A 19,448-nucleotide genomic window follows, 5' to 3' on the forward strand; every position below is an offset into this window, starting at 1 on the left:
AGCTAAGTGAACATGGTGTTGCCAAAGCGCTGAAGGTTATGGGAAGGCTGGGTGCCGGGTGTGGGTTTTCAGGAGCGTCGCAAACAGGATGTTTGCGCCGCAGCGCCCAGGGATGGGTTCACAGTGGTCCTGAAAACCCACACCCGGTACTCGGCCGCCACAGTGTTACCTAAGCGGAATCCACTGAACTCAAAAATTACTTAAGGAGCAGTTTCAAAAGGTTCGCAGTAGACCCATCCCACTCCGCCGGTATTTCCCCTTCAATGGCATCATAAACCGCATTACCCAATACCTTGCCCAACTCCACGCCCCACTGATCGAAGGGGTTGATGTCCAGCAGGCAGCCAAAGGTAAACACCTTGTGTTCGTACAGGGCCAACAGGCTGCCCAGGTGATAGGGATCGAGTTTATCCACAACCAGTGTATTGCTCGGGCGGTTGCCGGGGATAACTTTATGCGGGGCCAGCCTGTGCACTTCTTTATGAGTGTGGCCTGAGGCCTCCAGCTCCTTGCGGGCCTCCGCCAGGGACTTACCCTGAAGGAGGGCCTGGCTCTGGCTCAGGCAGCATGCAAGCAGCCACTTGTGCTGTTCTGCGAGCTCTGAGGTAGGTTCTTTGATCGCGACGAAATCTGCCGGGATCATATCGGTTCCCTGGTGCAGGAGCTGGTGGAACGAGTGCTGTCCGTTACTGCCTTCAGCGCCCCAGATTACCGCACCGCTGGGGTAGTTGAGTGCGTGGCCCTCGCGGTCCACGCTTTTGCCCAGGCTTTCCATGTCCAGCTGCTGCAGCCAGGCGGGGAATTTTGCCAGGCGCTGTGCGTAGGGCAATACGGCCAGTGAGCCCGCGCCCCAGCACTGGCGATACCAGAAATGAATCAGGGCCATCAGTATCGGCAGGTTTTGCTCGAACGGCGCTTCGGCAAAGTGGGTGTCCATGGCATGGGCACCGGCGAGCAGGTCGCTGTAGACATCGAAGCCACACGCCAGGGCAATAGGCAGCCCGATAGCTGACCACAGCGAGTAGCGACCGCCGACCCAGTCCCACATGGGGAAGATGTTCTGTGCCGCGATGCCGAAATCCTGCGCCGCAACAATATTGCTGCTGACGGCCACAAAGTGCTTTTCCAGCGCGTTTTCGGGGCAGCCTGCCTCCAGCATCCAGTGGCGTGCAGCGAGGGCATTCTGCCGGGTTTCCAGAGTGGAGAATGACTTGGAGGCGACGATAAACAGCGTTTCGTCTGCCGGAAGTCTGGCGATGGTATCACTCAGGTCGGCGCCGTCGACATTTGCGACAAAATGCACGCTCAATTCAGGTTTATGCCAGGGGCACAGCGCCTCGCAGACCATTCGGGGCCCCAGGTCTGAACCGCCGATGCCGATATTGACCACGTGGCGGATGGGCTTGCCGGTAAAGCCGGTCCAGCTGCCGTTATGAATGTGCTCAACGAATCTTGCCATTTGCGTGCGGCAGTCGGCTACGGCCTGCTCGTGTTCGCTCTTTGGGGTGCCCTGAAATCTCAGGGCTGTGTGCAGGGCGGGCCGGTGCTCGGTATTGTTAATGCTTTCACCAGCAAACAATGCCTGGATCTGCTTCTTGAGGCCTGCCGTTTCTGTGTATTGAAGCAGTAATTCGAGAGTCTCTTTCCTCAGCAGGTTTTTGCTGAAATCGAGATAGATGCCCGCTGCGCTGGCGCTGAATGTTTCTGCGCGCTGGGTGTCACTGGCAAAAAGTTCTCGCAGGGACCAGTGGTGCTGGTCTTTGTGTTGCTTCAGGTGGGCGATGGCTGCGGCAAGAGGTAGAGCGTCCATGATCTGCGGTACTTTTTGTCGGTTGGAAATATTAGGGATAGTGGCGCAAATATTAGCGGTAAACGCATTGGGCGGCCAGTAGGTGATTTTGCGGTGTGCATGGTGACTGGGTAAGGAGCATGTATCGGCGACAGTCAGTCGCGAGGGTCAAAAACTGGGTTTTGCCGGAAATATTCGTGATGCCCAGCCTGAGGCTCTTCGCTTGGCTGGTCTGTTGTCCAGGGGAAATTCGGTCAGGGGAGTGATGTCAGGCGGCGCTCAGTGAGCCGTCATGTTCGATCGATACAATAACAAAATGCCGCTCGTGGGAGCGGCATTTTGCATGAACCTTGATGAATGTGATTATTTAACCACCTTCATGCAGCGAACGTTATCGGATGCCATCCAGCAATCCGCGTCCGCAGGACAGGCCATTGAAGTCGGAATCTGTTCAGAGCCCGGAGGGCAGGCGGCCGGCATCGGAGCCGGTGCACAGCAACCTGCGAGGACTAGTGCACAAATAATTCCGGTTAAGTACTTTGCTGGAGTGAAATTCATCCCCTAACTCCTTTCCGTTGATGTCAGTCAATAGCATAGACAATAAAACGTCACCTGTTTGGTGTGCTTTGTAAAAATATTTTCTACAAACATACCGCCCAATGGAGTGTAATAGGCACGCCGCTAAAATAACCGCCACACTTTAATTCAGGATAAAAGAGCCGCCAGTTTGTCGTTCTAAAAAGCCTAAATAAAAAGGGTTTTCTGCCAATTTGGGGTTGTGATTATTGCGTGGCGGATAAATGTTTTTTTATGGCCCATTAAAAATATTTTTATTTTTTTGTGCGCGGTGACGGTTCAGAAATTTGTCCGCCATAATTTCGCATTTTTCTCGGCTAGCTTAGCGTTTCTATGGCGCCTTCGTGAGGCTGTATCGTAGCGGGATAGTGACCGTTCCGGCAGCGCTGGCTGCCGGAAGGAGAAAAAACAGACGTCTATTGCCCGCCCGGGTGCAGGAAGTTGCCGAAGGCCCGGGCAACGGTTTCCGGCCTTTCCGGGTTGCGCAGCAGGTCAAGCAGTATGTTGCGTATTTCTGGCAGGAACAGCAGGTCGGTCAGCAGTAGATTGAAGGTCTCCTGTGACTGGCTGGCACTGAGGTTGGCAAGCCACAGGTGCGCGATTTCCGGCTCCTTCAGGTCGTCACTGCAGCGGCTGCCGATAGCGGCGAGTATTTCTCCACTGTTCCCGGCCGGGGATTCAAGCAGGGCCAGGAGGAAGTCCTGACGCATACCGATGGCGCTGGATTGGGAAATGCCACGGACTGCTGCAGTCAGCAGGGCAAAATCCATTTCCTGCTCTGTCAGTTGGGCACGCGCGCGATTGATGATTGCCTGAGTCAACCTGTGGTCGATGGTCTCGCTTTCCAGGCATTGGCAAAGTGCGTTAAAAACCGGCGCTGCGAATTTGTCCATTTGCCGTTCCAGATCCACTTGCCGATCCTTCCAGCGCACCGCGAGATCCGCTATTCCCTGCAGGGCAAGGGTTTCCCAGGGGGTGGAATGCGGGTTTTCGGCATAAGCGCCCGCTGCGGTGAAATAACCTGAGGGTGCGCGCTGCAGCAGCCGGGCTGCTTTGGCGTGGAACACCGCGCGCCGGTCGGCGGGAGGCGTGTAAATCAGTTCGCTTCCTTCGAGGGCCTGCTGCAGCAACTTGGCCGGGTCATTGCCGTTGTGTGCTTTGTTGTCCAGCGGTGCCAGGGCCTTGGTCAGATCGCGCAAAAAGCGGTCGCGAATGGGCAGGAGCAGTTTTCCCTGTTCATCCAGTGGGAAGCGCAAAAACCACACCACGGGCTCCCCGCTTTCCTGTTCGCGCGGCCACAGCAGCAACCCGCACCAGGCCTGCCGCAGGTAAGGGTGTGGCCAGGGCGAGCCACCGGCTTCAAAACCTTCGGCGGCGCTGGCGGGTATTAGCTTTACTCGCCTTCCCAGGTCAAACCAGCGGACGTTGAAGTCTGCACTGGCCACAAGTTCGGAAATGGTTGCCGGGGGCTTCGTCGGGGTAGCGTCTGAAGTGGTCACGGTGGTTGTCGGTGTTGGTTGGTTGGCTGTCGTCTCGGCGCGATGTGGGGCGCCGTAACAGTGAGTTAAGAAGCGGCGCCCGCCAGGATGGGGGCGCCAAGTGTGTGCGTATTGCTGGACAGAAATCAGTCTGCAGCCTGCAGTGTGCTCTGCTTGCCCAGAGGCATCTGTTTGAAATGCAGCCAGCCGTAAGTAATGGCGAGCAGCGGGCACAGAATATTGAATAGCGCAAACGGTGCGTAGGCGAAAGTGGCGATGCCAAGGGTGGCGCTCATGTAGGCGCCGCATGTGTTCCAGGGAATCAGTACCGAGGTGATTGTTCCCGAGTCTTCCAGCGTTCGCGACAGGTTCAGGCCGTGGAGGCCTTTGTCGGCGAATGCTTCGCGGAACATGCGCCCGGGAATGATGATGGCCATGAATTGGTCTCCAGACGCGGCATTCATACCAAAGCAGGTCAGCACGGTGGTGGTGACGAGACCGCCCACGGTTTTCACGCCAGCGAGGGCGCGGTTCACAATGCAGTCCAGGAAGCCGGCCCGTTCCATGACGCCGCCGAATGCCATTGCGGAGATGATCAACCAGATGGTGTTGAGCATGCTGCTCATGCCGCCTTTGGAGAGAAGTTCAGCGACTTCTCCATTGCTGGAGGTGGACTTGTAGCCATCGAACAGGCTGTGCCATGCGCCCTTGACCAGGCTCAGCGGGCCATCGCCACCGGCCAGCTGCCGCGTGACATTGGGTTCGAAGATCATTGCGATGAGGCAGCCGACCAGCGCACCGACAATCAGGGTGGGGTAGGCGGGAATCTTGCGCCAGGCCATGAACAGCAGCAGGACTAGCGGCAGTAGGCTGACAAGGGAAATGCTGAACTCATCTTTGAGCGCGCCGAGTAGCTGTTCAATCTCCGTCGCTGAGGCCTGGCCGCTGGTACCACTCAGCCCGATGACCGCAAAGATCACCAGCGCAATGGTAAACGCCGGGATAGTGGTCCACAGCATATGGCGGATATGCAGGAAGAGGTCATTGGAGGTGACCGCGGCAGCGACGTTGGTGGTGTCTGACAGCGGCGACATTTTGTCGCCAAAATAGGCGCCGGAAATGACTGCGCCCGCGGTGATGGCAGGATTCAGCCCGAGTGCCCCGGCAATACCCATAAGGGCCACACCGAGGGTGCCAGCGGTGGTCCAGCTGGAGCCGATGCTCAGACCGACAATGGCACAGATCAGGCAACTGGCGGCGTAAAACCATTGGGGCGAGAGGATCTGAACACCGTAATAGATCATTGATGGCACGGTGCCAGCGAGAATCCAGCTTCCGATCAGCGCGCCAACCGCGAGCAGGATCAGGATGGCGCCAAACACGAGGCCGATGCCATGCAGCATACCGCCTTCCATCTCACTCCAGGTAAATCCATTCTTCATGCCGACCAGTGCGGCAATGCCGGCGCACAGGAGCAGGGCAATCTGGTTGGGGCCGTAAGACGACCCGTCACCGTAAAAATACAGCGACAGTGAAAGCAGGGCGATCAGGATGAGTAGCGGGATCAGTGCGTCAAGCAGGCTGGGTTGGCGGTGAGAGTCATTCGTCGGACTGGTACTGGCTTGGCTCAAAGTATACTCCTGCTGGTCTGACACCCGACGGGTGATCGGGGCTGCATCGGTTTGTTATCGTTTTCGGTGGTGCCGCGGGGCGCTGGAGCACGGCGGCACCTGACTGCGTATTCTCGTCACAAAGCGCACTATTCTCCGGCGAGGCCATACAGATGTCTATAGTCGGTGGGCTGGTCGCGGAACGCCGACGAGGTTTCCATGCCCGCTTGCGGGTGCCGCCGTCCGGGGGGCGGGGCGCGTGACCCCTTGTGGCGTGGCGGTGATAACTCTGTAGTCTGCTGTGGCGCTGGCAGTTCGCGCCCGCATCCGGTATGTTCTGCGCCGGTTTTGTCCCGCCGTCAGCGTGCGGGGCCACAATAAGAATGAGCCAGAGCCGGTCATCTGTCACTTCTTTCAGTTGATTGGCCGCTGTAGGCAAGAAGCGAAAGTCAATGAGTGCAAGTAACTTGGATCCCAGTCAGTTTGATGAAATCCGTCCCTATCGCGATGACGAAGTTCGCGCGGTACTGAAGCGTCTGGTGGAAGACCCGGAGATGTCCCGGGTGGTAGCGCATTTTCTTCTGCCAAGCATGGCGAGTAAGCTGGAGCGCCCGCTGGCGTGGCTGGTGCGCCAGTTTGTCCGCTTTGAGTTCCGCAAGGCGAAAAATGTGCGCGGTGTGCAGGATGTTATTGCCAAATATCTCGAGAAGGCAGTTAACCGAACCAGCTGTGGACTGACGATCTCTGGCCTGGACACCCTGCCGAAGAATCGCGCCTGCCTGTTTGTCAGCAATCACCGCGATATCGCGATGGATCCGGCGCTGGCTATCCTGGCTATGTATAAAGAGGGGCACGAAACCTCTCGTATCGCCATCGGCGACAACCTGCTGTCCAAGCAGTTTGCCACCGATATCATGAAGCTGAACAAGTGCTTTGTGGTTAAACGCAGCTCCGGCAGCCGCCGTGAAAAACTGGCGGCGGCGACGATGCTCTCGCGTTACATCCACCATTCCATCGTCAACGACAACGAACATGTGTGGATTGCCCAGCGTGCCGGTCGTGCCAAAGATGGTCTGGATCGCACGAATCCGGCTCTGGCGGCGATGTTTGCCATGGCCAAGCCCAAAGAGCAGTCGTTCGAGGAATTTTGGCGCGAGCTGCATATCGTACCCCTGTCCATCTCCTACGAGTGGGATCCCTGCGATCGCTACAAGGCCCGTGAGCTGTACATTACCGAGCACCAGGATGAGTACCAGAAGGAGGCTCATGAAGATCTCGGTAGTATTGGCAAGGGCGTGGTCGGCCGGAAGGGGCATGTGCATGCGGCGTTCGGTACGCCGATCGAAAATGACTTTTCTGATGTGACAGCCCTGGCTGACGAGATTGATCGCCAGATCATCGGAAATTACGTGCTGCACCCCACCAACCTCATCGCGTACCAGATGATTTATGGTGAGGCGCCGGCCCTCTCTGTGGGGTACCCGCCGAAGCCCTGGCATCCGGACGAGCACCTGGAAATTCGCGAGCAGTTTGAGAAGCGCATGGCGGCTATCGACGAGCGCTGGCGGGATAAGGCTATCCAGGCTTATGCCAATCCGGTGGTTTCGCGGTTGGCGTTTGAGCAGTAAACCCAGTACCGGCTCTTGTGAGCCGGTTTTGTTGTTGTCAGGCGCTGGGTATTCATTTTCGAAGCCGGGCCAGGCGCCCCCCCGTAAATTGATCCCTGTACGCTGTGTCGGCGACCTCCATGTCGCCGACGCTGTCGAAAACCAATACCCGTCACTCGCTCTGCCCAGTGCTTTGCCTCCACCGTGCTTTGCCTGTCGTGTCATACAGATTGGCTAAACCCTGAACAACCGTGGATAATACCCGGCTGATTTAACTTCCCTGCAACTCCTCCCGGTTCCCAGTGCTCAGCGAAAAAGACAAAGAATCTATCCAGAACGCCTATCGCCAGTTTCTCAATGGACGCGAGCTGAAGGCGCGCTATGGCCAGAAACTGATGATTGCGGCGATTGCCCGCAGTATTGGCGGTATCCAGCGCAATGGTGCCGGCGAGCGGGATCACGGCAAAACGGATGGCCAGCATATCTGCGTAGTGGAAGCGGGCACCGGTACCGGCAAGACCGTTTCCTACCTGCTCGCCGCCATTCCCCTGGCCATCGCCCACGACAAGACCCTCGTCGTCTCTACCGCCACAGTGGCCCTGCAGGAGCAGATTATTCACAAGGATCTGCCTGAAGTGATCCGCCACGCCGGGCTCAAGTTCGATATCGCGCTGGCGAAGGGCCGCGGCCGTTATATGTGCCTGTCGAAGCTGGATCAGCTGCTCACCGAGCTCACTTCCAGTGGGGTGGGGGCTTCGATGGCCCTCTACGAAGACGAAAAGCCGCAGGTGGATGAAACCGGCATCAAGCTGTACCGGGAAATGGCCGATCAGCTGGCCGTTGGCAAATGGGATGGCGACCGGGATAACTGGCCGGAGACCATCGCCGCCGATGACTGGAGCCTGGTGACCACAGATCACCGCCAGTGCAGCGGTCGGCGCTGTCCGCATGTTTCCAATTGCAGTTTCTTTCGCGCCCGGGAGCGTCTGGGCAAGAGTCGGGTGATTGTTGCCAACCACGACCTGCTCCTTGCGGATCTCGCCCTTGGCGGCGGCGCTATCCTGCCGCCCCCGGAAGAGACCATTTACGTGCTCGACGAAGCGCACCACCTGCCGGACAAGGCGCTGAACCACTTCGCCCATCACAGCCGTGTTGGCGCGACGACCGGTTGGCTGGATCAGGCAAACAAGAATCTTGGGCAGCTGCTGAGTGAAATTGGTGACGGTGGCGAATTGGATCGCGCCGGCGAAGAGCTTCCTGCGCTGTTTACGTCCGCCAAGCAGAAGCTGGAAATGGTCTGGCCGCTGTTGGAAGACCTGTGCGAATTCGAAGATGACCGCGGCCGCAGCCAAAGACATCGCTTTGAAGGCGGCGTGGTGCCGGAATCGTTGATGCAGCTGGCAGATCAGCTGCGGGAAGATTTCGACGAGCTGGAAGCGTTACTCGGCAAGATGGTGCAGGCCGCTCAGCGCATGATGGAGGACGCCCACAGCCCGGTACCGGTGGTGGATCTGGAGCGCTGGTATCCGGTGCTTGGCGCCTGGCATGGTCGCGCGGAAGGCAATCTTGAGCTTTGGGCCAACTATTCCCGTGCGGACGAAGGCAGCGTGCCCCAGGCCCGCTGGGTAACTCTGGTTGACTGGGGTGGTTCCTTTGATTTTGAAGTCTGCAGCTCCCCGATCCTGGCCGGCAAAACCCTCGAGTACAGCCTCTGGCGGCGATGCTATGGCGCAGTGCTGACGTCGGCCACCCTCACCGCCCTCGGCCGCTTCGACCGGCTGAAAATGCGCGCCGGCACCCCGGACAACGCCAGTTACGAAATCGTGCCGAGCCCATTCGACTTCTCCCGCGCCCAGCTGTGCGTGCCAAAGGACGCTGTGGAAGCGAACAACGCCGACCTGCACACTGATGCCGTGATCGATGCATTGCCGGCGCTGCTCGATAGCCCGGGCGGCTCGCTGGTACTTTTTGCCTCCCGGCGGCAGATGGAGACCGTCTACGAGTCCCTGCCGGGAACCTGGCGCAACCGGATTCTGATGCAGGGGCAGCAGTCCCGGCAGCAGTTGCTGGATAGCCACAAGGCGAGTATTGATGCGGGCGGCCACAGCGTACTGTTTGGCCTCGCCAGCTTCGCCGAGGGGTTGGATTTGCCCGGAGATTACTGTCGCCACGTGATCATCGCCAAGTTACCGTTTGCGGTGCCCGATGACCCGATTGAGGCTGCCTTGGCGGAGTGGATTGAGGCCAAGGGGGGCAATCCCTTTATGCAGATCACGGTGCCGGACGCGGCACTCAAACTGGTACAGGCCTGTGGCCGCTTGCTGCGCACAGAGTCTGACAGCGGCACGATTACGTTGCTGGATCGGCGTATAGTCACCAAGCGCTACGGCCGGGCAATGCTGGATTCTCTGCCGCCATTTCGCCGCGATATCCAATAGCGGCTGCTCAACCCCGGATTGTAACAAACTGAACTAATTTATCACCATGAAGTCGATTTACCCCGATATCGCCACCCTGTTACTGGAACTTGAGGCGGAATTGCGCCTTATGCAGCTATGGCAGGACGAAAAGCCAACGGCGGAGGCGCTCGCCAGTACCGAGCCTTTTTGCGTGGATACCCTGACGCTGCCGCAGTGGCTGCAATTTGTCTTCCTGCCGCGAATGAGCCAGCTGGTTGAGGCGGAGCTGCCGCTGCCCGGTGAATGTGGCATCGCGCCAATGGCTGAGGAGTTTTTTCGCGGCAGCGCGCTGCCGTTCGCGGGGCTTGTGGCCAAGCTCGGTGAAATCGATCAGCGACTGGCGCGAGGGTAATGGTTCGACTGGCGCTTGATTGATTATGACCAGTTGGTACTATTTTGTTTCGTTTTTTCCGGGCTGGGCTTCCGCTGGGACGTGAGCCACGGTGCAGATGTGCGTTGGATGGGGTAACATCCGGCCTTTGCCAATTCGGGCACAGTGGAACGCCCGTTAGAAATACCGCCCAGAACAATACTGATAAACATTGCACAAGGCTGACGCTGTCGGCCCTAAGGTAGTCATAAACAAATGCGGTCTTTGCCTTACATTACACTCGCGCTGGCGCTGAATCTGTTGGCTGGCTGCGAATCCACGCCGCATACCGCCCCCCAGCCGGCGGTCGACGCTACCGAAGTACCTTCCGATACGCCCGTGGAAGCGGGTCAATGTCCGCCGGTGGAGACAGTTGTCTGTGCCGAGCCGGAGGTAAAGGTGGTGGAGCGGGTGATCGAGCGCAATTACGAGAAGGTCGTGGAAGTGCCCGTCGCCAAGGACAAGCTGGTTCTGGGCTCTGAAGAGTTGTTTACGGTAGAGCCCGGCGGTGTCCGCTTGCGCGCATTGATTGATACCGGTGCGGCGACCTGCTCCCTGAGCGTGGTGGAAATGAAACCTTTCGAGCGGGATGGCAGCGACTGGGTGCGCTTCAAGCTGCCAGACGGCGCTGAAGAAGAACCGGTGACGATCGAATTGCCCATTAAGCGACATGTGCGGGTTGCCCGGCCGGGTTTCGAACGCCAGCGTCGCCCGGTGGTTGATATGAGCCTGACGGTGGGTGAAGTTACCCATATGGTGGAGGTCAACCTGGTCGAGCGCGGCGAGTTTGAGTTTCCACTGCTGGTGGGACGTAACTTTCTTAAGGACGCCGCTGTGGTGGACGTCAGCCGCAAGCAGGTGCAGGGCAAGCCGCCACTGCCTTCCTTCAGCAAGTGATCCTTGCCGTCCGCCGGGTGATTCCCAAGGCAATCGCCCCGGCCTTATTATCCTGACCAGTTTGCTGAAACCGGGCCTGTGCACTGGCAGGGCCCGTAATAACAGGCAAGAATAAGCAGCCACAAGCTGTTACAAATAACCAAATGGGGGATGGCGAATGTCGCCACGGGCTCAGGTCTATATCCTCGCCGCGCTGCTCGCACTCATGGGCGCCGGCCTAACCGTCTACAAACATTTCGAACTGGGTTTTCCCCTGCTTCCTGGAGAATATCGGACTGTCTGGACCATTGAGGCCAAGGTCCGCTTCAATGCCGATGGTGGCCCGGTGAAGGCGGCACTGACTCTGCCGCGGGCACAGCGCAACATGGAGGTGCTGGGGGAGACTTTCAGCTCGTCCGGTTACGGCTTCAACATTATCCGTGAAGACGATGAATACCGTGCAGTGTGGGCGCGCCGCGCCGCTTCCGGTGCGCAGTCGCTCTTTTACCAGCTCGATGTCCACCAGACGCCGGGGGCAGCCCTGGAGCAGCCGCTGGATCTGAGTACCCAGGTTACCAAGCCGTTTCTCGGTGCACGGGAACAGGAAGCGGTGCGCCTGGCGATCTACTCCCTCGTTGATTCGGCCCGCGAGCGCTCGTCGGACACCAAGACCTTTACCACCGAACTGCTCACCGCGTTGGGCGACAAGCGCAATCAGGATCGCAACCTGATCTTCGGCTTTTACAAGGATCGGTCACTGGTGGATGTGGCGCTACTGGTGCTGGCCGCAGCCGAGATTCCCGCACACCGGATTCGCGGCCTGTACCTCGAAGACGATCGCCGCCGCCTGGATCCGGAAGACCTGTTGGAAATCTATGATGGCAAGCGCTGGGTGGTGTTCGAACCGACGAGTGGCTCGCCCGGTGTGCCGAAGAATTTCTTTATCTGGCAGCGCGGCGGCAAGAGCCTGCTGGACGTTGAAGGCGGGCGCAATTCCGGAGTCACCTTCTCTGTGATTTCCAACGATGTCCCGGCCAGGGATGTGGCGATGCTCAGTACCAGCCAGGAAAAAGAGGCGCTGGTCGACTTCTCCATTTACAGTCTGCCGATCGAACAGCAGAGCATTTTCAAGCTGATCCTGTTGGTGCCAGTGGGCGCACTGGTGGTGGTGCTGCTGCGCGTTTTCGTCGGGTTGCGCACCTCCGGCACTTTTATGCCGGTACTGCTGGCCATCGCCTTTATCGAGACACAGCTGCTGACCGGCCTGTCGATTTTTGTATTGATCCTGATTCTCGGTTTGTGGGTCCGTTTCTACCTAAGCAGGCTTAACCTGCTCCTTGTAGCGAGGATTGCCGCCGTTGTAGTGACGGTGGTGATCTTGATGGGGGCGATCAGCGTGGTCAGTTACAAGCTCGGTATCGAGCAGGCACTGACGGTGACCTTCTTCCCGATGATCATTCTCGCCTGGACGATTGAACGTATGTCCATCGTCTGGGAGGAAGATGGCCCCTATGAGGTGGTGGTGCAGGCCGGTGGCAGCCTGCTCGTGGCGGTACTCGCCTGGTGGGTGATGACCAACCGCTTTATCGAACACTGGACCTTCAACTTCCCGGAATTGTTGCTGGTGCTGCTGGGCGTGATCATGATCGTCGGCAACTACACCGGCTACCGGCTCGGTGAACTGGCGCGCTTCCGCCAGCTGGTGCGCTGATGCAGCTGCCCTCGTTCTTACGCGGCGGGCTGGTCTCGCCTTTTACGTTGCGCAAGCTGGGTGTGCTCGGCATGAACGCGCGCAATGTGCACTATATTGCGCGCTATAACGACCGGGACAAATACCCGATCGTCGACGACAAGCTCAACACCAAGCGCGCGGCCAAGCGCTATCGAATACCGGTACCGGAATTGATTGCGGCATTTGACACCCAGCCCAGCCGCGGCAGGGTGATGGCAGTAATCGAACCGCTGCAGCAGTTCGTGATCAAGCCGGCACGGGGTTCCGGGGGCAAGGGTATCCTGGTCATCACGGGGCGTGATGGTGATGATTACCTCAAGCCGTCTGGCAATAGAGTGACCGCTATGGATATCCAGCGGCATGTGAGCAATATCCACAGCGGGCTCTACAGCCTCGGTGGTAAGCCGGACCGGGTAATGATCGAGGCCCTGGTGGATTTTGATCCCGTATTTGACCGCTATTCGTTTGAAGGCGTGCCGGATATTCGGGTCATTGTTTTTCGTGGTTTCCCGGTGATGGCGATGCTGCGGTGCTCCACCCATGCATCCGACGGCAAGGCCAACCTGCACCAGGGGGCAGTGGGCGTTGGGATTGACCTGTCAACCGGCCGCTCATGCCACGCGGTACAGCGCGGTGTACGGATCGAGCAACACCCTGATACGGAGATGCCGTTTTCCGATCTGGTGGTTCCCGACTGGGTCGACCTGGTGCGTCTCGCGGCCAGCTGCTACGAGATGACCGGCCTTGGTTACCTGGGCTGCGATATCGTGCTCGACCGCAAGCGCGGCCCATTGCTTCTGGAGGCCAATGCCCGTCCTGGTCTCGCTATCCAGGTCGCAAACGGGATCGGTTTGCGCACCCGGCTTGAACACATCGAATCCATGGATCTTGAGCAGCTGGAAAAGAATGTGGAGGAGCGGGTGAGTTACTCCATGGATTATTTCGCGGCCAAAAGCCCGGCTTAGTTGCGGCCAGGTTTGGATAAAACCAGCCGTGTTCCGGTGCCATTAACTATGCGCTTTTTCCTTCTCTCTCTGGCTGGGGGGCTCTCTCTCTCTGGCATCCCCCCCGCAGGTGCGGCATCTGCCGCACCCGAAGCGTCTAGTGAAGCGATTGAAACGATTACGGTGGTCGGCTTGCCACAGGCATCGGCGGCCAGTGTTGCGGTGATCGATGGCGAAACCCTAGCGCTGGTGGCCGCGACTCACCCCAGTGAAATCCTCAATCGCGCACCCGGTGTCTGGGTCAGCCGTGGCAACGGGCAGGAACACCTCACAGCTATTCGATCACCGGTTCTCACTGGCGCCGGCAGCTGTGGATCGTTTGGTGTGGTTGAGGATGGTGTCCCGGTCAGGGGGACAGGTTTCTGCAATGTAAACCAGCTGTTCGACTTGAACACCGAGCAGGCGGGGCGCGTGGAAGTGTTGCGTGGCCCGGGCACGGTGCGCTTCGGTTCCGATGCGCAGCACGGGGTTATCAACATCCTGAGCAAGCCCCCGGAAGCACGTGCAGATCATGTATCACTGGAAGTGGGCGCCAATAACTACCGCAGGCTGAGGGCAGATCACAGTCGTATCAATGGCGATCAGGGCTATCGTCTCAGCTTCAATGGTACCCGGGATGGCGGCTACAAGCGGCACGCCGGCTATGACCAGCAGAAATTCAGCGCACGCCACGACGCCAATTTTGGTGAGGCATCGATCCGCACGCTACTGAGTCTCAGTAACCTGAATCAGGAAACGGCCGGTTATGTGTCCGGGAAGGACGCCTACAAGGATCCCGCTCGCAGGCGCGAAAACCCGAACCCGGAGGCTTTCCGCGACAGCCAGTCGGCGCGCCTGCAGACCCAGCTGCAATGGGGACGTCCGCAAAGCGGCCTGTGGTCTCTCACCCCCTACGCCCGCGCTACCGATATGGCCTTCTTGATGCACTTTCTGCCCGGGGAGCCACTCGAGGAAAACGGGCAGACCGGCGCCGGTGTGCGGGGACGGTTCCAGATCCGCAACGGTGAAGCGATGGCGCTCACCAGTGGTGTCGACCTGGAAGTGACCGACGCCTGGCTGAAGCAATCCCAGCCGGTCGGCTTTTCTTCCTTTCCAGCCGGCAGGCAATACGATTACACGGTAAAGGCAAAGGTCGGTGCAGTATTTTCCGAGGGGCGTTTTGCGCTTGCGGACAGCAGCCTGATTACGCTTGGCGCCCGCTACGAACACCTCCAGTATGACTATCGCAACCGGATGCGCAGCGGTAATACTGCGGAAGACGGCTCCATCTGTATCAACAGCTTTTCCGGTGTGACCGGGTGTCGCTACACCCGTCCGCAGGATAGCCGCGACCGGTTCGGGAGTTTCTCCATGGATACCAGCCTGGAGCATGAATTCAGTGCACGGTGGATTGGCAACTTGCGGCTGGCAAGAGGACACCGCGCTCCCCAGGCTGCAGAGCTCTATCGTTTGCAGAACGGGCAGATGGCTGCGGATCTGGATCCGGAGTCCATCAATAGTGTCGAGGCGGGCCTTCAGGGCAAGACACAGGCGCTGGCTTTTGATGTCACCGCATTTGCCATGGACAAGCGCAACGTCATTTTTCTGTCGTCAGACCGCCTGAACCTCAGTAACGGGGAAACGCGGCACTACGGGCTGGAGTACGAGGTGTCGTGGCGCTGGGAAAATTGGGATCTGGGCGTCAGTGGTACTTTTGCCCGTCATCAATATACCAATGACGTCAGTGAACCCGGCACATCGACTCTTGTGGCAACCGCAGGCAACGATGTGGATACGGCCCCGAGGCAGCTCCATGGAGCGACATTGGGCTGGGCCCCTTCAGCGTCGACACGACTGGAACTGCAATGGCAATTCATGGGGCGGTATTTCACTGACATTGAGAACCGGCATGAATACGCTGGCCATTCTCTGGCGCATCTGCGAATCCACAGGACGCTGGGCAAGCACGTGGGGCTTGGTCTGCGAGTAACCAACCTGACAAATGAGCAATACGCGGAGCGGGCCGATTATTCAAGCCTGGGAGGTGGGGACAGGTACTTTATCGGCGAGCCGAGAAGCCTGTTTGCAGACTTGCGCTTGGAATTCTAGTCGGCGGAATCTGACATAAAAAAGGCGGTCAATGACCGCCTTTTTCATGGAGTTGTTACCTAAGCGGCGGCAGGCGCCATGTGAAACTGCTCCATCATGATCTGCAGGCGCTTGCGCTGCATTTTCAGGCTGTATTCCAGCTCTTTCACCCGGGTGCGGATGGTGGCGTTTTCCCACTTTGTCAGCAGGCGCTCGCGGGCATTTTCATAGCGCTGCTGTTGCAGCTCTTTCCACTCTGCCAGTGCGGCAGAAAAGTCCTGTGCCTCACGTTCCAGCAACTCTTTCCAGCCCTCCTTGTGACGGGAGTTTTCGAGCTTCTGTTCGGCGCGCTTGAATTGCATGGTGAGCATGGCGCGCTGAATACGCATGGCCGGCACGGTCTTAAGGTTGCTGGCCAGGCCCACCCAGCTGGCGGTCTTGATCAGCCACTTGGTCGGATCCCACTGGTACCAGCGAATGCCGTTGCGGTAGTCAGTCTGGAAGATATGGTGGTAGTTGTGGTAGCCCTCACCGAAGGTGAAAAATGCCAGCAAATCATTGTCACGGGCGGTATTTTCGTCGGTATAAGGACGGCGCCCCCAGATGTGGGCCAGGGAATTGATGAAGAAGGTGGTGTGGTGGTTGACCACGATGCGCAGGATACCTGCCAGCAGCAGCATGCCGATGACATCGCCGGTGAGCAGGCCAAGAACCAGGGGGACACCAACGTTCATGGCGACGGTGACGGGGACATAGTGATTGTGCTGCCACATGACGATCTTGTCGCGCTGCAGATCCTTGGCGTTGTCAAAATCCACTTCGCCACTGGGGTATTCCCGCAGCATCCAGCCGATGTGGGAGAACCAGAAGCCGCGCTTGGCAGAGTAAGGGTCGTGGTCGTTGTCATCGCAGTGGCGGTGGTGGCGGCGGTGGCCGGAACACCAGATCAGGGCACTGTTCTGCAGTGCCGCTGCACCAAACAGGGCAAAGAACAGTCGCAGCGACCAGTGTGCTTCATAGGTGCGGTGTGACCACAGACGGTGGTAGCCCGCAGTAATGGAAAATCCGCAGAAGGCGCCGAGTACCGCAAAGGCCAGCCACTGATACCAGTGGTATCCCACCATAATCCCATACAGGGGAACCAGGGTAACGGCCGCCAGGCCGGTACTGGCGAACAGGATGGTGGTCAGCCATATGCGAGGGGCTTCTTGGGGAACAGCTTTCATACGTTACAACCTTAAGTGAGCCTAAATTCGTTGCCGCGGCTAGGGAATGCGCGTCAGGCCAAAATACTTCGATTTCGTTTATTGGTTGCTGGCGGCAACAAAGCATAAATCCTAACCCAGATGAGTGAAGCTGGCATCTTCTCGATAGGACATGATTGGCAAAAGCGAGAAGAGTTAGTCAGGAAATCGATAAATTTCAGGTGGTTGCACCACTTTGGTGCGCAAAGTGAAAATTGCGTCTCCAGTTGGGGCGAGCGCTGTCATTTCGCTGTCTTTAAGGACTTCCTGTGGCTCTTTAGTCCGTAAGCGAGTCCGTAAGCGTATGTACCATGCGATCTTAATTGTTTGTTATTTGGGCAATATACAGATTTTGAGGGGTGAAACCAAAAGTTGGCACACCTGTTGCTTTGTCTTTGGCGTGGGCCGATGGCCTACGCTCCGGGAGACCGTCACGGGTTATGGCAATTGTTGATAATGCGTGACTTCCCGTTTTCTCTCATCATCGCTATTTTGGGCCCCGCTTTGCGGGGCCTTTTTTTATTTGCGAATTAGTGATTCACTAGCCGCTGGACAAAGCATAATCAAAATACGTGGTCCCGGTGCCTATATCCTGTGTCGAATCCTGAGAACCCCAATACGGTTGAGACAGGCCCCCTGCTTGCCATTCCCGGCGAACTGGAGGCGCTCACGCCCTCACAGCTGCTGAAGCAGGTTGAGTATCTGCACAGCCTGCTGCTGAGCGCGAACCGGGGGCTCTGGGAGTGGCAACCGGATTTCGGGGTGCAGCGGGCCACGGGGAATATCTGGCACCTCCTGCATCAGGATCCAGAGCAGGCCCTGTCCAATATCTGGACCGGCGACCTGGGCCAGGTTCACACCGAAGATCGCGAGGGGTTGCAGGCCCTGCGCAACCGCCTCTGCCAGCAGGGCAGTTTTGTAGACACGACCATTCGAGCGTATTCCCGCGAGGGCCAGCCAATCTGGTTGAGACTCTGGGCAAGGGCGCAGGTCGACAGCCTTGGACAGCGTTTCTTTATCGGCGGCTGTACTGACTACAGCGATGCCCTCAATGCCCGCTCTCTCTCCTACTTTGCCGGCGAGCGCTTCCATTACGCGCTCGAAGCGGTTGGCGATGGCTTGTGGGAGTGGGACCTGCGCGTGGACGAAGTGGTGCTGGACAGCACTTGCTGGCGGATGCTGGGGTATACCCGAGGTCAACGCGACAGCGATGTGCGCGCGGCGCTTGCGCGCTGGAAAACACACATGGTTCCCGAAGACTATCCGCTGGTCAGCCAGGCGATGGATGACCTGGTGCGTGAGGCCTTGCCTCTCGATGTCGAGTTTCGTCTCAAGCACCGCACTGGCGGGGAAGTCTGGGTGCGCTGTCGTGGCAGCCTGCAACGCAACAGTGCAGGCCGGCCGGTGAGGGTGCTGGGAACGCTGCAGGATGTCACTGAAGATCGCAAGTTACGGCAAAAGCAGGATCAGGAATTAAACCGCCTGCGTGCGGATCGCCGGGAGCGGGTGGATCTGCTGTCCAGCCTGAGCCACGAGCTCCGCACACCGCTTAATGCCATTCTCGGATTCAGCCAGATGGTTGAAATGGACTTGAGCCTCAACCCGGATCAGCGCCAGCGACTGGTGGAAATTCGCAAGGCGGGGCAACACTTGCTCCATCTGGTTGGTGATGTTCTCGATCTGGCCCGCATAGACAGTGATCGACTGGCTCCGTCAATCGAGCCGGTGCAGCCGGCCACATTAGTGGCGGATTGCCGGCAATTACTCGACCCCCTGGCGGAAACGCGCAAAGTCAGCCTGATTTTCGAGCCCTTAGGATGGGAGCGAGCATACATTCTGGCGGATCCGATGCGATTCAAGCAGGTGGTGTTGAACCTGATCGGGAACGCGATCAAGTACAACCGGGACAATGGTCGGGTGGTGATTAATTTCGCCCCCCAGGCGGAAGGCTGGTTGCGATTGTCGGTACTGGACACCGGCCGCGGGATCGCCGCAGAAAAACAGGGGCAGGTCTTTGAGCCTTTCAACCGTCTGGGGGCTGAAACGGGGCAAATCGAGGGGACGGGCGTCGGACTGGCGATTGCTAAGCAGCTGACCGAGGCTATGGGCGGGCGCATCGGGTTTGATAGTGAAGAGGGGCAGGGGTCTGTTTTCTGGGTCGAATTCCTGTTGATTGACGCACCGGCGGAAGTTTTACAGATGGCGTCGCGACCCGACTACACGCGCATGCTGCCGAGCTGTAGCGTACTCTATGTCTCGAGCCGGGCATCGGCGGCAGGGTACCTCAAGGCCGTTTTGGCGGCAGTTGAGCAAGTGCAGGTGCACTCGGTCGGCGACGCCATGAGAGCAATTTTTAGTGCCCGCACCACCCCGCCGGACGTGATTATATTTGACGGTGAGCTTCCCGGTATGGCGCCAAGTGATTTCGTGACCATTTTGAGGGCGGATCCATCCACCCGCCGGGTGCCCCTGCTCATGATTGATGACACGCACCGCGGCGGTGCAGATGCCTGGCTGCCCAAAGCCTACGACCTCAATCTTCTTGCGGAAAAGCTGCGCTTTTGTTTGCTTCGTCAGGGTGTTGAAGTGCAGAGCGAAGATTGAGACTTTTTATTGTGGAGAGGCTGAATCTCCTC

Annotated in this window: 13 protein-coding genes; 9 read left to right on the plus strand and 4 right to left on the minus strand. The window is 58.3% G+C overall.

Annotated elements, in window-relative coordinates; all coding sequences use genetic code 11:
• Positions 1–196 precede the first annotated feature (196 nt).
• On the minus strand, positions 197–1,810 hold the full coding sequence (gene pgi, locus ACNKU7_RS14270; RefSeq protein ID WP_418297665.1) for a glucose-6-phosphate isomerase: 1,614 nt from the start codon (positions 1,808–1,810) through the stop codon (positions 197–199).
• A gap of 271 nt (positions 1,811–2,081) precedes the next feature.
• Between pgi and ACNKU7_RS14275 the strand changes: the two genes are divergently transcribed.
• Positions 2,082–2,354 (plus strand): hypothetical protein, encoded by a 273-nt coding sequence (locus tag ACNKU7_RS14275; RefSeq protein ID WP_418297666.1) that lies wholly within the window; start codon positions 2,082–2,084, stop codon positions 2,352–2,354.
• Between the two features lie 427 nt (positions 2,355–2,781).
• Here the strand turns inward: ACNKU7_RS14275 and ACNKU7_RS14280 are convergent, their stop codons facing one another.
• Positions 2,782–3,864: a DUF3549 family protein gene (locus ACNKU7_RS14280; RefSeq protein ID WP_418297667.1), complete on the minus strand. Its 1,083-nt coding sequence runs from the start codon at positions 3,862–3,864 to the stop codon at positions 2,782–2,784.
• 125 nt (positions 3,865–3,989) lie between these two features.
• The gene (nhaC, locus tag ACNKU7_RS14285; RefSeq protein ID WP_418297668.1) at positions 3,990–5,474 is read right to left on the minus strand and encodes a Na+/H+ antiporter NhaC; all 1,485 of its coding nucleotides are present in this window, start codon (positions 5,472–5,474) and stop codon (positions 3,990–3,992) included.
• Between the two features lie 431 nt (positions 5,475–5,905).
• On the opposite strand from nhaC, the gene ACNKU7_RS14290 reads away from it, so the two are divergent.
• The 7 genes from ACNKU7_RS14290 to ACNKU7_RS14320 all read left to right on the plus strand — a co-directional run bounded on the left by ACNKU7_RS14290 (position 5,906) and on the right by ACNKU7_RS14320 (position 15,589).
• Complete coding sequence (locus tag ACNKU7_RS14290; protein WP_418297669.1) at positions 5,906–7,081, plus strand: 1-acyl-sn-glycerol-3-phosphate acyltransferase; 1,176 nt, start codon at positions 5,906–5,908, stop codon at positions 7,079–7,081.
• Positions 7,082–7,362: 281 nt separating this feature from the next.
• The gene (dinG, locus tag ACNKU7_RS14295) at positions 7,363–9,498 is read left to right on the plus strand and encodes an ATP-dependent DNA helicase DinG (RefSeq protein ID WP_418297670.1); all 2,136 of its coding nucleotides are present in this window, start codon (positions 7,363–7,365) and stop codon (positions 9,496–9,498) included.
• A 46-nt stretch (positions 9,499–9,544) separates the two neighbouring features.
• Positions 9,545–9,871 (plus strand): YqcC family protein, encoded by a 327-nt coding sequence (locus ACNKU7_RS14300; protein WP_418297671.1) that lies wholly within the window; start codon positions 9,545–9,547, stop codon positions 9,869–9,871.
• Between the two features lie 234 nt (positions 9,872–10,105).
• A complete protein-coding gene (locus ACNKU7_RS14305) occupies positions 10,106–10,786 on the plus strand; it encodes an ATP-dependent zinc protease family protein (protein WP_418297672.1) in 681 nt (226 codons plus the stop codon).
• 157 nt (positions 10,787–10,943) lie between these two features.
• The gene (locus ACNKU7_RS14310; protein ID WP_418297673.1) at positions 10,944–12,476 is read left to right on the plus strand and encodes an inactive transglutaminase family protein; all 1,533 of its coding nucleotides are present in this window, start codon (positions 10,944–10,946) and stop codon (positions 12,474–12,476) included.
• Positions 12,476–13,462: an alpha-L-glutamate ligase-like protein gene (locus ACNKU7_RS14315; RefSeq protein ID WP_418297674.1), complete on the plus strand. Its 987-nt coding sequence runs from the start codon at positions 12,476–12,478 to the stop codon at positions 13,460–13,462. Before ACNKU7_RS14310 ends, ACNKU7_RS14315 begins: the two co-directional genes overlap by 1 nt.
• Positions 13,463–13,510: 48 nt before the next feature.
• A complete protein-coding gene (locus ACNKU7_RS14320) occupies positions 13,511–15,589 on the plus strand; it encodes a TonB-dependent receptor (protein WP_418297675.1) in 2,079 nt (692 codons plus the stop codon).
• Between the two features lie 59 nt (positions 15,590–15,648).
• Here ACNKU7_RS14320 and ACNKU7_RS14325 read toward each other — a convergent pair whose 3' ends face one another.
• Entirely contained in the window at positions 15,649–16,794 is a 1,146-nt protein-coding gene (locus ACNKU7_RS14325) for an acyl-CoA desaturase (protein WP_418297676.1), read from the minus strand.
• Between the two features lie 612 nt (positions 16,795–17,406).
• Here ACNKU7_RS14325 and ACNKU7_RS14330 point away from each other — a divergent pair.
• Positions 17,407–19,416, plus strand: coding sequence for a hybrid sensor histidine kinase/response regulator (locus ACNKU7_RS14330; RefSeq protein WP_418297677.1), 2,010 nt, complete (start codon positions 17,407–17,409; stop codon positions 19,414–19,416).
• Positions 19,417–19,448: the final 32 nt, after the last annotated feature.

The organism is Microbulbifer weihaiensis, assembly GCF_048323715.1.
Lineage (GTDB): Bacteria > Pseudomonadota > Gammaproteobacteria > Pseudomonadales > Cellvibrionaceae > Microbulbifer.